This window comes from Yersinia alsatica, assembly GCF_025133195.1.
In the GTDB taxonomy this organism is placed as follows: Bacteria; Pseudomonadota; Gammaproteobacteria; order Enterobacterales; family Enterobacteriaceae; genus Yersinia; species Yersinia alsatica.
The window spans coordinates 3585553-3598300 of record NZ_CP104006.1; the positions used below are offsets into that span (position 1 = coordinate 3585553).

Genomic DNA, 12748 nt, shown 5'->3' on the forward strand with positions numbered 1-12748 from the left:
CTGTTGTCTGGTGATTTCTGCGAACTTGCTAGCGAAACATAAAAGGACTACCGGAAGTATTCATCAAAAATAATTTCTGTGTTCGGAAAAATGACGCCAGACAACATAAAACCTGAGCATATTCGGAAGTATATGGATAAGCGTAGAGTAAAAAGCAGAGTCCAGGCAAATAAAGAAAAGTCTTTTATGTCGAGGGTTTTTCGCTGGGGTTACGAGCGGGAGAAAGTAAAATTAAATCCATGCTAGGGAGTGAAGCAATTCAAAGAAAAAGCCCGAGCTCGCTATATAACGGATGAAAAACATATAGCGCTTTATGACGCGCCCCCCCCCTTTATAGCCCGCAAGAAAAAGCGCCCCGATAAACTAGGCCGCATCAAACGCAAGATGTTTACCAAACTGCGCACCGCCCGTTTTATTAAAAGCGAATCCAACGCCGACGGGGACACTGTCACCTTTAGCGGTATGGTTAATAGTCTAGTGCGGGTGCATCACTACGGCTTGCGCGATAAGGTCACAAAGAAAGGGCCAACCGTGAAATATGAACGCCGCCAGTTATTGAGTTTTACTGACGGCGATAGTGAATGGATTGGGGGCTGGCTTTGGATTGTATTGGTAAGTAACTTTTTATCGTCCATTACTTAATTATTTGTTTCCCCCCATCTATTTGCTCTGTTAAATGTTTTAAAATCATTAAATCTTACCCCCATATCCTTCATTACTTTATGTGCAAATGGTGCTGATAGTTGTCTGATATAAAAAGGCTTATTTACTACAAAGTGATGTATTGCATGAGTGCTACCAAAGTTAAAACAAAATAGGTTGAACGGCCAAAGCCACCAAGGGTTAAGCACCTGAGTTTCCTGAATAGTATTACCACTTTCATTATCACCATAATAATGCATATTTGAACTTATGAAATGTAAGCAGAACGACCAAAGTATATTAGGAGCTATGATTATTACCATCATTACATCAATAGCATTGAATATTTTTAGAGTCATTCCAGACCAAGTTATTGCGATGCCAAGTAATGGCAAGGCAACATTTACTAAGTGAAATATAATAAATGAATATACAATTAGTGAGTGTAAAAGTGAGACTGGGAAGAACGCTTTAATTGCCTTCTTAAGTAATTTTTTTCTTTCCTCCTTCGATTCAGCCTGTAATATCACTACAGCTACTGCAACTATAAAATCACTAATCATCCATAGCCTCAGCAGGCTCCAGCGCTGACCATTAGAAAGTAATCGTTCTTCTAAATCCTCATATGTTCCTGGCATTTGGTGATGCCTTAAGTGAATCTTTCTCCTAACCCAAGGGTTAGCCGTACTAGGGCGAACCATCCATACTGAGGCCATCATTACGTTATGCATGACACGATTACTTTTGAAATATAGATTATGGATTAAATCATGTTCAATTTCATGTGCCACAGAAATACAAAGAGTATTGATTATGATACATGCCCACCATGCGATATATCCATTGAGATAACATAATGAACTAACTATAATAATTCCAATCATAGAGTATAAAATACTAAAACCTAATGCGTCCTGGTGTTTTAATATACTATATTTCCCCTCTATTTCTTTGCAGTGGCCAACTATAGCCTGCCTTATTTTCCGAGATTTAACTTTGTCATTATATTTATCTATGTTTAAACTGGTTGTATTCATAGTATAATTCCTATAGTGATTAGTCAGTATGAGACAGATAAGCATCATATCATTCAATATATAATTTCGAAGTGAACTCCTTTGTATAGTCAGCGTTAGCTATTGGTGCTGTTATTAGTTCAGGTGGAGGTGAGATAAGGTTAATCAGATACGTTATTTTCTCCATTGTAGGAACTACAGGACTTGGATTTTCAGACAGATAAGGTGAAAAGACATTAATTAAATCTAATAACAGCTCATCATCTAAAATACCTGAATTTTGTATCTCCTGAATAACCAAATCTAACCCGTAAGAGTAAGATAATATTTGTGCGGCAGCATGCGATAATGGGTTATGTTGACAATCAGCGACTACTTTCTTCTCGACCTCTTGAGCAAGATTGGCGGGAACAGTCATCGGATTATTAAATCGGTGTGTCCTAACCATGTGCTTTGCAATTTGGTATGACATTACTGAATTGTCACCAGCATAAGTTAATGCTGCCTCTGCATCATTCTGTAATGTAATAATTTTATTATAATGATGGAATCCCAAGGCTCCACACATCAAACGACACTGCCGCAGAACATCCAAACCCAACGATGTTCCAATATACTTTCCCGCCGAGGCTAGGATTTGCAACTCTTTATATGAATTCTTATTTTCCCACGAGTTTACAAACATCCTGACAATTATCTTTCCCATAATCATAATCGCCGCAGACTTTAATAACTCAGGATATAATCGTTGGCAAAATAGAGGCTCCATAATTAATGTTTTACATGTTGGCTCATATGATATAATTCTATTCTGAGAGTATTTAAATGTAATATTAAGTGCAGTTGCTGAGGATTTTACTAGCATATATAATGGGATTAGTCTTTCTTGTAAAAAAGTTTCAAATAAATTTATATAACGCTGTGGTTGATCCATTTCGCTATGATATACGCCGTCAGAAGATATTCTTGAATAGCGTTGTAACATAGCATCGAGAGGGATGCTAACCTGATTAAATCGAATTGCAGCCATCTGTATTCCGTGCATTCCTCCTTCAGGGCCTACGGTGATGATATTTATACCAGGAAATAATATCCCTTCATCCTTATCCCTTAACGGGACTCGAAACCAATGAGGGCCATGATCAGTATCATTAACTATAAGTCTTGCTAATACCATGCCCACTGATGCGCTGTAGAGAGCATTCCCTATCCAAAACTTACATGAACCAGAGCTTGGGGAGTGAAGGAGCATTTTTTTTTGTTTATGCTCATAGGTTACCGTGGTTTCCAGATTCTTTACGTTAGTGCCGTTGGCAATTTCTGAACAACACATAGAGTATATGCAGTGAAGGTTATTTACTTCATCATGGTATTTCTCCATCTGAATAGGGTCAGACTGTGTGAACATAACATTCCCAGAAATCAGATGGGTAGATATCGATATTGCTAATGAGTGGTCAAATGCACCAATTAAACCTATATTTTCACATAACTCATTGAACTTAATTTCTTTACCCTGCCCAAGCCACATATCATTGTGAATTAATTTCTCTTTAAAGATCAACTTCATCCTTTTTACAGTTAAATCTATATAGTCACGCCTGGAAATGTGATATTTCAATTCAGCATTAAATAATGGCAACTTGAAAAGCTCCATAAGTTTACTATTAACATTCATACAAACTCCAAATAAATTATCATGATAATTCTACGTGGGAAAATGAAAATGCCAGACATTAGAAATGACAGGCAAGATTAGTATAATAGTTATTAAAATGTACATTACATATATTTCAGGTTGAATTTAAATTATTAACTAAAAAATATAATTATTATAATGAGCTTTTATTTAATAATTTGTTTTACATTTATATTAAACACAACATTAATTAATTTATCAAATACAATATTAATTGATTATGTATTATTTAGCAGTCTAACCTCTTTTGCTTTATTTTATTTAACTCATTGTTTTAATTTAACTAAATGCTATGTATGAAAATTGAATTTAAAGCTCTGGTGAACCTTTTGTGCCATCCCTCACACAAAACCCATCACATGCCCCGCGCGCCCGTAGGCGGCAGACTGACCGAATGAATATTCTTATTGCTGGCCTTAAGCGCCTATTGGCTAACATTATCAGCCCTTTAATTCGGCACTGATTTAGCTATAGGGTGCTGGAGACAAAAAAAGGTACCAACCAAAAGTTGATTTGGCTTAATCAGAAATAATCAGCCTACCCCGCTAGCATGGTGGAAAACCAACACCAGGGAAACCAGCATGCAGCAATGGCAACTGGGCAAGCGCCTATTAACCGACTTCGATATTAAGATCGGCAAATTATCAGCCAACGTACGAAAGCAGCAACTCACCGACCAAGATATACAGCGTGCCTGTTCTGAGACCGACAGAGCGATAGGCCGAATAATACAGGGGCAAGACCATGAGAAACGACCACGACATAATCACCAAAGAGGAGATTATTGAACTAACCGGTCATCACTATAAAACCAAACAATGCGAATCTTTACACCGCTCTGGGATCTTTTCTATCCTGCGTCCAGATGGACACCCGAAAACAACTTGGGGTCATTTTTTGAATCCAGTTAGTTTACGCGGCAAACAAGTAGAACTGGCGAAAGAAGAACCTAATTTCGAGGCCATGACCAATGGCCGGTAAGCGTAAAAAACCCGAAGATGCCGCATTGCCCCCTCGGGTTTATCGTGGTAAATCCAAATATGAATTTCACCCTGCGCGTGGCGGCTCAATATCTCTTTGTCCGCTAGATGCACCTATTTCTCAAATCTGGTCATGCTACGAAAAGATAAATAATGAGCCACTAGAAAAAACCAGCCTGAATAAACTCATTGAGCAATTTTTCCGCTCTGCTGATTTTAATGAGTTAGCCATTGAGACGCAGAAAGATTACCGCAAATATTCACTTAGGGTATTACCAGTATTCGGGAAAATGGAACCAGACAATATAAAACCTGAACATATCAGGAAATATATGGATAAACGCGGGGGTGGCCAGCAGAACACAAGCAAACCGTGAGAAAACTTTCCTCTCGCGAGTTTATCGCTGGGGATATGAGCGGGGAATGGTGAAAGGCAATCCATGCAAAGGGGTTAAACAGTTTAAAGAGGTTAGTAGAGAAAGGTACATCACTGACGCGGAATATAACGCTCTCTACAATGTTGCACCGTTTATTGTAAAAGCTGCAATGGAACTTGCCTATCTTTGTTGTGCTCGGCAAGCGGACATCCTTGCCTTGAAAAAGTCACAGCTAATGGATAGCGGCGTATTTATACAGCAAGGGAAAACAGGCAAGAAGCAGATCAAGGCATGGACAGAAAGATTACAGCAGGCCATCAAGATTGCCGATGAAATAGAAATAGCGCCAGGAGTGAGCAGTATTTATGTACTGCATCAAAAATCAGGGCATGGTTACACAAGAGATGGTTTCAATAGTCGGTGGCGCAATGCAAAATTACTGGCCACAAAAACATTTCCTGAATTGGATTTTGACTTCACATTTCATGATTTAAAGGCAAAGGGAATATCCGATTTAGAGGGAACACTCGAAGAGAAGCAAGCTATTTCAGGGCATAAGAATACGGCTCAGACAGCAAGATATGACAGGAAAACAGAAATCGTGCCAGTGGTGGGCGGTCAGAAAAAGTGAGTTTTTATTCAGATTGCCAAAATCATGTTAGGAAATGATGTTAGGAACATCTTAGGAATGTGATTTCAGGCACAAAAAAACCGCCTCACGGCGGTTAACGACATACTCATACTGCTTTGTTTTACTTAGATTTGTTTCCATGGTGCCCGGGGCGGGACTTGAACCCGCACAGCCATAAGCCGAGGGATTTTAAATCCCTTGTGTCTACCGATTTCACCACCCGGGCTCTGGAAAACTGGAGGCGCGTCCCGGAGTCGAACCGAGGTAGACGGATTTGCAATCCGTAGCATGGCCACTCTGCCAACGCGCCTTATTCTTCTTTGCCTTTACTGCTGAGGTTCGCTTATCGCCAACCTACTAATTTGGAGCGGGAAACGAGACTCGAACTCGCGACCCCGACCTTGGCAAGGTCGTGCTCTACCAACTGAGCTATTCCCGCAACATCAGAACTTACTGATTCTTTTGCTATCTTTCGACATTTCGTTGCTGCCGTCTGATGCGATGCATTCTACTTACCTGACGCAATGAGTCAATAAAATTATCTGACGAATGTGTTCGTTTGCTGCTTTTTGCGGCGCTTCGATCAAGGTTCGAGCAAATCTTTCCATGCCGCGTTTAAATATTGAAACATTGACCAGAAAGTCAGTACCGCAGCGATGTAGAGTAGAACAAAACTCGCCAGCTCAACATTATGGTCTGGACGCCAAAGTAACCCCACCAATGAGCCCATTTGAGCCGTTGTTTTTACCTTGCCAATCCATGAGACTGCAACACTGCTACGTTTGCCAATTTCAGCCATCCACTCTCGAAGAGAGGAAATGATAATTTCACGGGCAATCATAGTCGCTGCTGGCAGAGTAATCCACCAGACATGATAGTGTTCAGCAACCAGCACTAAGGCAATGGCCACCATAACTTTATCCGCTACAGGGTCAAGAAAAGCCCCGAAACGGGTTGTCTGTTTCCAGCGGCGGGCTAAAAAGCCATCAAACCAATCGGTTGCTGCTGCAAACACGAATATGATGGCACAAACCATCGGGGCCCAAACGAATGGCAGATAAAATGCCAGAACGAAGAATGGGATGAGTACAACACGAAACAGGGTAAGCCAAGTCGGTATATTCAATTGCATAATGCTACGATAACTATCTGGCTGGTGTGGATATTATGAGTATGGTGCAACATTAGCTTCAGTGTTTCAATGCATTGTAGATTTTTTCTGCCAATGCTTGTGAAATACTCGGCACTTTTGCAATTTCCTCGACGCTTGCGTTAAGTAAAGGTTGCAGTCCCCCCATATACTTGAGCAATATTTGCCGCCGTTTAGGGCCAACTCCCTCTATCATTTCTAATGCGCTCGTATTTTTTACTTTTGAGCGGCGCTGCCTATGCCCGGTTATTGCGTGATTATGAGAATCATCACGAATATGCTGGATCAAATGCAATGCTGGCGAATCCGGTGGTAACGAGAAGCCCTCGCCCTCCGCTGCCAGAAACAATGTTTCTAGCCCAGCCTTTCGATCACTTCCTTTAGCAACACCGACTAATAAAGGCTTTTGCTTATCCCACGGCACATTTAATGAGGCAAAAACCTCAAAAGCCTGAGATAACTGCCCTTTCCCGCCATCAATAAAGATAACGTCAGGAATTTTTTTATCATCTAATGCTTTGCCATATCGACGTTTAAGCACTTGAGACATCGCCGCATAATCATCACCGGGCGTGATGCCACTAATATTGTAGCGCCTATATTCCGAACGTACAGGGCCATTTGCATCAAATACCACACAAGATGCCACTGTTTGCTCCCCCATCGTATGGCTGATATCAAAACATTCCATCCGATTTATTTCATCGAGATTAAGAATTTTTGCTAACTCTTTCATACGCTGATGAATAGTTGATTGCTGAGACAAACGTGTAACTAGCGCAGTTGAAGCATTGGTGCGCGCAAGCTTGAGATAGCGAGCGCGATCACCGCGTGGCCGGCTTTGAATCTGGATTTTTCTTCCCGCCAGTTCAGAAAGAGAAGAAGCCAGCAGATCTTTTTCCGCCAACGTGAAATCTAACAAAATTTCGCCTGGGAGCGTGCGGCCCTGACTGCCTTGCAAGTAAAACTGCCCAACAAATGTTTGAACAACTTCGCTCAGTTCAGTTCCTGCAGGCACTTTGGGGAAATAGCTTCGACTTCCCAACACCTTGCCTTGCCGGATAAACAACACATGAACACAAGCTAATCCCGCATCAAATGCCACGCCAATAACATCAAGATCTTCACTGTCGCCAGAAACAAACTGCTGTTCTGTCACTCGGCGTACCGCCTGAATTTGATCACGAATACGTGCAGCATCTTCAAAATGAAGTAATTGGCTGGCCTCTTCCATACGGGAAATGAGTTGCGTCAATACTTGTTGGTCTTTGCCCGATAGGAACAAACGCACATAATCAACCTGCCGCTGATACTCTTCATCACTCACCAGGCCGGATACACATGGCCCAGAACAACGACCGATTTGGTATTGCAGGCACGGTCGCGAACGATTGCGATAAACACTGTTTTCGCACTGTCTTACAGGGAAAAGTTTTTGTAACAGTGCCAGAGTTTCTCGGACAGCATAGGAATTGGGAAATGGCCCGAAATACTCGCCTTTTTCGTGCTTTGCACCACGATGAATGGCTAGACGCGGATGCTTATCCGCGCTTAGGAAAATAAGTGGATACGACTTATCATCACGTAACAACACGTTGTAACGAGGCTGATAAAGCTTGATGTAATTATGCTCAAGCAGTAGCGCTTCCGTCTCTGTATGAGTGACAGTCACGTCGATCTGAGCAATATTCTTGACCAAGGTCTCGGTTTTGCGGCTTGCTACATGAGCACGAAAATAGCTCGTCAGGCGTTTCTTAAGATCTTTGGCTTTGCCGACATAAATAACTGTGCCCGCTTTATCATACATGCGGTAAACACCAGGTTGGCTGGTGACAGTTTTTAAAAACTCTTTAGAATCAAAACAATCAGTCACTATTAGACAACGTCTCCGCGTTAAACAGACCATGGCGAATAGCCAAATGGGTCAGCTCAACGTCACCACTAATATTAAGCTTACTAAACATCCGGTAACGATAGCTATTCACCGTTTTGGGGCTCAGGTGAAGTTGTTCCGATATCTCATTCACTTTCTGGCCTTTCGTGATCATTAGCATAATTTGTAATTCACGCTCTGACAAACAACTAAATGGAGTCTCTGTTGAGGGCTCCAACTGCCCCAAGGCCATCTGTTGCGCAATATCAGAAGCTATATAACGTTGCCCTGAGTGAACCGCACGAATTGCGGTAATCACATCTTGAGGGGCCGCGCCTTTACTCAGATATCCACTGGCTCCAGCTTGCATAACTTTCGCCGGTAATGGGTTCTCTGTATGAATGGTTAGCATGATAACTTTAGTATCTGGAGAAAAACGCAAAATCTTGCGGGTAGCCTCCAACCCACCAATACCGGGCATATTCATATCCATCAAAACGATATCAACAATGTGGCTACGGCACCATTTTACCGCATCTTCCCCACACTGCATCTCGCCCGCAACTTTGATACCCTTGATGTCTTCAAGAATGCGTCGTATCCCTGCGCGCACCAGTTCGTGGTCATCAACAAGAAGAACGCTAATCAAAGAAAATTCTCCAAAAATAAGGGAGTAACCTAATCACACTTTGTTTACGCTAATGATATTACTTGTTTTCGACCAAAGAATGAATACAGAATAATTGCAAATTCATATCTATATTGTTTGACAGATATTATTTTCATCATCATTTTGACTATGTACATAAAATCGCAGGCATATCAATTAATACCATGATAGAAAAGAAAAGTTTTTTTAAGATTTTTCTCGGCGTCGCCCACATATTCATACAAAAAATAAATCTTAACACTAGAAAGTAATTTTTTAGGCAGACTGAGACAACATATTGATAAAACTAACAATCAGATAATTCTGCACTATTTTCTGGCATAGGAATTATTCTTAGTTGTTTATTTATTGTTTATATCTCATTTACTATCAAAATGAGTGTTTTTTGACACAAATCATACCGAGAAAATGGATATGTTTTTTATGAACAAAAGTGACTTAATTAAGTTAAAGCGTGGTGAGTGAAAACATTGAGTGAGTATAGCTGCCGCTACCTACCACCGTCGACAACACCATTGCTCGGGCTGTCCATTTAAAATTACGCACAGGTTATCAAAGCTAATCATCAGTTTATGATATAATGAAACGACTGTTTAATAATGCCGCTAATGTTCACTGTGATACTGGGTTCCCCACGTCTCCTTGTGCGCAGGTAAGCTACAACTTCAGGAAAAAAAATGAGTAATCCAGACTTTACCACTTCTGCTGACCCAGAAACTTTAGCAAATGAAGTTGCCTGTTTGAAAGCAACGATGACCCTGCTGCTAAAAGCGATCGGCCAAGCCGACGCTGGGAAAGTAATCTTAAATATCGAACGCTCCATCGCCGGTATTGAAGACCCTGCTCAAGCTGAAGTTTTCACCAATACTCTGGCTCAAATTAAGAACGGTTATCGTCAATAATAGCCGCGAGATAGGTGTGAAATCTTGATGTAATGCTGCTACCGATAAAGAATTTTCTTTTCTTTCAAGATAATATACTTTATTGGTAGCTTACATTTTTGATATGTTTGAGACAATAATGGGTCTGCTGCTGAAAGCATTGATCGGTGCCGGAGTTGTGGTACTGATTGGGATATTATCGAAAACACGTAATTACTATATTGCTGGCCTAATCCCGCTGTTTCCGACGTTTGCTCTTATTGCACATTATATTGTGGGCAGTGAGCGTAGCATCCAAGCATTACGCATAACAATTATATTCGGCTTATGGGCGATAATTCCTTACTTTATCTATCTGATATCACTTTATTTTTTCATTGCTCACTTACGTTTACCCATAGCTCTATTGGCCGCCGTTTTATGTTGGGTTCTTGCTGCCTGGATACTCATATCCGCATGGGGCCAGTGGCACAGTTAATGGCGGGATATGCCATGAAACCGGGTCCGATCAGCGAACTAGCAACAAAATAACTGCGTGAATCGCCAGCAGCACCACTGAAAAAGTCAGGTTTAGATTACTGATTGACGTTGATCTGACCTCATCAGAAGGCTCATCACTTACCTGAATTTTTCTGATTCGGTAAATCCAGTATCCGCCAAGCACCACAAAAAGTAGAGCAAGTAAGACCGCCAATAGCGGATAGCCCCACACCAAGTACTCACTTAATCCTGCAATAGCAAACCAAAGAATGACAAAGACCATAATTGACCACCTAAAGTTTTGATGATTCGAGCTTAGCACATTCCTTAAAAACGATTAAGTCACGTTAGCGAGAGAGAACTGAAAATGATAGAAAGGCAAAAAATAGCGGTATGAAAACATCATTAAGATTAGTGCCAGGTTGGTTGTTCGTTAATTATTGTGAGTAATATTTTTATCAGTCAGTCATCAATCAAGTACACAACATTGAGATACGGCGAATTGCCAGATTAATAATCTAGGATTGGCATGAGCTCTGATTACCCCTCTTCTATTAAGTAACATTTATCTGAACTTTAGATATAAAACAAAACACTTAAAAAACTAAATTAAGTAGTTTTATTACATCAAGAATTCATTTCATTTGCCGTTATACATTGCACCTAAATTTAATAAATGCAGTGATCATGAAAAAGTTCTCCGACCTATCCATTTTGACAAAATTACTCTCCGGTTTTTCTGTTGTTATCCTAATGATGCTATTGCTTGGTGCTGTAGCGTTGTCGCAGTTAAGCAGTAATAACTCTCGGCTAGAAGCCTATCGCGACAGCTGGCTACCAGGGGTTCGCTATGCATTGGAAATGCGTGGAGTTTTAGCTGAACTGCGGCTGCAACAGGTGCAATATATCGCCTCCTCAACAGAAAAAGAACGTGAAGGTCATCGTCTGGAGATTTTGCAGGCCATGGATGATTTTCGTGCAGCACAAAATCTATTCTTGAAACTACCGGAAGGTTACAATGACTCGGAGTTATTCAAGAAAATAATGTCAGATTTTGACCATTTTTCTCAAGCTAATAATATTGTTATTGATGCCGTTAATAATAACCAATTGGCTGAAGCAAGTAAGATAAGCGGAGATACCTCCAGAAAATTTCGCACGCAATTAATGAAAGACTTAGCTGAGTTGGTGGTACTTGAAGTTCAAGGCGGAGAGCAAGCAGCGGCAGAAGGCCAACAAAGCTTTAATACCGCTAAAAACGTACTGCTCGCCTTATTACTCTTTGCTGTTTTCATTTCGGCCGTGCTTGCTATTGTCATTGCTCGAAACTTATCACGTTTACTGGGCGGAGAGCCTGCTTATGCAGTAGAAATTATGGGTCATATTGCAGCAGGTAACTTATCAACTGAAATAAAACTGCGCTCAGGAGATAACCATAGTCTGTTGGCATCCCTAAATACAATGAATCAGCAGTTGAAGAAGACAATTAATGAAATCATGCACGGTAGCGAATCAATTTCTGTTGCCTCGCACCAAATTGCCCAAGGAAATACTGATTTATCACAACGTACCGAGGAACAAGCGTCTTCATTAATTCAGACCTCAGCAAATATGCAAGAATTGACTCAAACTGTACGCCAGAATGCTGATAATGCTCGGCAAGCAAGTGAATTAGCCATAAATACCGCCGCCACGGCCACTGAAGGTGGAATTATTGTGGATGAAATGCTACTTCGTATGCAGGAAATATCCAACAGCTCGAAAAAGATTGTTGATATCATTGCGGTCATTGAAGGTATTGCTTTCCAAACCAATATATTAGCGCTAAATGCGGCAGTTGAAGCAGCTAGAGCAGGCAACGAAGGCAAAGGATTTGCTGTGGTGGCAAGTGAAGTTCGAACTTTAGCTCAAAAAAGTGCAAATGCCGCGAAAGAAATTAAGCAATTGATTGTCGGCACTGTTGAAAAAATTACGGCAGGTTCAGAACGCGCCGATCATGCCAGTCAGGCTATGGGCGAAATTGTAGATTCTGTGGGCAAAGTTGCGCATATAGTGGGTGAAATATCTACCGCCTCACAAGAACAACATATTGGTATCCAAGAGATAGGCATTGCCGTCGAACAGATGGACCAAGTTACACAGCAAAATGCAGCCCTGGTTGAGCAAGCTGCGGCGGCAGCACAGTCATTAACAGAGCAAGGTGCTGAGTTGCGCCAAGTCATCCGTTTCTTTCATATTAATGAACCATCAGTAAGTTAGGAAAATAATGTATAAGAGCTAAGTTCTGGTCAGTCATACAGACTTAGTTCTTATACCAAGGCACCCTTCTCTCTGATTCTATACGAATGC

General features: G+C 41.1%; 11 protein-coding genes, 3 tRNA genes and 1 pseudogene. 6 read left to right on the forward strand and 9 right to left on the reverse strand.

Annotation, left to right across the window (positions count from 1 at the left end; genetic code table 11):
• Positions 1 to 249: 249 nt before the first annotated feature.
• A complete protein-coding gene (locus tag N0H69_RS15975) occupies positions 250 to 642 on the forward strand; it encodes a phage virion morphogenesis protein (protein WP_080994242.1) in 393 nt (130 codons plus the stop codon).
• Here N0H69_RS15975 and N0H69_RS15980 read toward each other — a convergent pair.
• A complete protein-coding gene (locus N0H69_RS15980) occupies positions 639 to 1679 on the reverse strand; it encodes a fatty acid desaturase (protein ID WP_050151383.1) in 1041 nt (346 codons plus the stop codon). The genes N0H69_RS15975 and N0H69_RS15980 overlap by 4 nt on opposite strands.
• Before the next feature lie 49 nt (positions 1680 to 1728).
• On the reverse strand, positions 1729 to 3336 hold the full coding sequence (locus N0H69_RS15985; protein WP_050151285.1) for an acyl-CoA dehydrogenase family protein: 1608 nt from the start codon (positions 3334 to 3336) through the stop codon (positions 1729 to 1731).
• A gap of 765 nt (positions 3337 to 4101) precedes the next feature.
• Between N0H69_RS15985 and N0H69_RS15995 the strand changes: the two genes are divergently transcribed.
• Entirely contained in the window at positions 4102 to 4338 is a 237-nt protein-coding gene (locus tag N0H69_RS15995; RefSeq protein ID WP_050151286.1) for a DUF4224 domain-containing protein, read from the forward strand.
• Positions 4328 to 5345: pseudogene (locus tag N0H69_RS16000) on the forward strand (tyrosine-type recombinase/integrase). The gene N0H69_RS15995 and the pseudogene N0H69_RS16000 overlap by 11 nt, the downstream one beginning before the upstream one ends.
• A gap of 140 nt (positions 5346 to 5485) precedes the next feature.
• On the opposite strand, the gene N0H69_RS16005 reads toward N0H69_RS16000, so the two are convergent.
• The 6 genes from N0H69_RS16005 to uvrY form a co-directional block, all read right to left on the reverse strand.
• Positions 5486 to 5571, reverse strand: a tRNA-Leu gene (locus tag N0H69_RS16005).
• 10 nt (positions 5572 to 5581) lie between these two features.
• A tRNA-Cys gene (locus tag N0H69_RS16010) sits at positions 5582 to 5655 on the reverse strand.
• A 53-nt stretch (positions 5656 to 5708) separates the two neighbouring features.
• Positions 5709 to 5784: transfer RNA gene (locus N0H69_RS16015), tRNA-Gly, on the reverse strand.
• A 144-nt stretch (positions 5785 to 5928) separates the two neighbouring features.
• Positions 5929 to 6477, reverse strand: a complete 549-nt coding sequence (pgsA, locus tag N0H69_RS16020; RefSeq protein ID WP_019080796.1) for a CDP-diacylglycerol--glycerol-3-phosphate 3-phosphatidyltransferase — start codon at positions 6475 to 6477, stop codon at positions 5929 to 5931.
• 58 nt (positions 6478 to 6535) lie between these two features.
• Positions 6536 to 8368 carry an excinuclease ABC subunit UvrC gene (gene uvrC, locus N0H69_RS16025; protein ID WP_050107475.1) on the reverse strand — a complete coding sequence of 611 codons (1833 nt, stop codon included), beginning with the start codon at positions 8366 to 8368 and terminating at the stop codon, positions 6536 to 6538.
• Complete coding sequence (gene uvrY / locus N0H69_RS16030; protein WP_050107477.1) at positions 8361 to 9017, reverse strand: UvrY/SirA/GacA family response regulator transcription factor; 657 nt, start codon at positions 9015 to 9017, stop codon at positions 8361 to 8363. Before uvrY ends, uvrC begins: the two co-directional genes overlap by 8 nt.
• Before the next feature lie 698 nt (positions 9018 to 9715).
• Between uvrY and N0H69_RS16035 the strand changes: the two genes are divergently transcribed.
• Positions 9716 to 9940 (forward strand): DUF2594 family protein, encoded by a 225-nt coding sequence (locus N0H69_RS16035; RefSeq protein WP_050107479.1) that lies wholly within the window; start codon positions 9716 to 9718, stop codon positions 9938 to 9940.
• 118 nt (positions 9941 to 10058) lie between these two features.
• Positions 10059 to 10397, forward strand: coding sequence for a GlpM family protein (locus N0H69_RS16040; RefSeq protein ID WP_050107481.1), 339 nt, complete (start codon positions 10059 to 10061; stop codon positions 10395 to 10397).
• A 30-nt stretch (positions 10398 to 10427) separates the two neighbouring features.
• Here the strand turns inward: N0H69_RS16040 and N0H69_RS16045 are convergent, their stop codons facing one another.
• Entirely contained in the window at positions 10428 to 10682 is a 255-nt protein-coding gene (locus N0H69_RS16045) for a hypothetical protein (RefSeq protein WP_050107483.1), read from the reverse strand.
• A gap of 404 nt (positions 10683 to 11086) precedes the next feature.
• Here N0H69_RS16045 and N0H69_RS16050 point away from each other — a divergent pair, with 404 nt between their 5' ends.
• Positions 11087 to 12658, forward strand: a complete 1572-nt coding sequence (locus N0H69_RS16050) for a methyl-accepting chemotaxis protein (protein ID WP_050151287.1) — start codon at positions 11087 to 11089, stop codon at positions 12656 to 12658.
• Positions 12659 to 12748 lie beyond the last annotated feature (90 nt).

Bases quoted from the DNA above. Each gene is read 5' to 3' on its own strand.
- N0H69_RS15980 (WP_050151383.1), bottom strand. From the start codon at position 1,679: ATGAATACAACCAGTTTAAACATAGATAAATATAATGACAAAGTTAAA.
- N0H69_RS15985 (WP_050151285.1), bottom strand. From the start codon at position 3,336: ATGAATGTTAATAGTAAACTTATGGAGCTTTTCAAGTTGCCATTATTT.
- N0H69_RS15995 (WP_050151286.1), top strand. From the start codon at position 4,102: ATGAGAAACGACCACGACATAATCACCAAAGAGGAGATTATTGAACTA.
- pgsA (WP_019080796.1), bottom strand. From the start codon at position 6,477: ATGCAATTGAATATACCGACTTGGCTTACCCTGTTTCGTGTTGTACTC.
- N0H69_RS16035 (WP_050107479.1), top strand. From the start codon at position 9,716: ATGAGTAATCCAGACTTTACCACTTCTGCTGACCCAGAAACTTTAGCA.
- N0H69_RS16040 (WP_050107481.1), top strand. From the start codon at position 10,059: ATGGGTCTGCTGCTGAAAGCATTGATCGGTGCCGGAGTTGTGGTACTG.
- N0H69_RS16045 (WP_050107483.1), bottom strand. From the start codon at position 10,682: ATGGTCTTTGTCATTCTTTGGTTTGCTATTGCAGGATTAAGTGAGTAC.
- N0H69_RS16050 (WP_050151287.1), top strand. From the start codon at position 11,087: ATGAAAAAGTTCTCCGACCTATCCATTTTGACAAAATTACTCTCCGGT.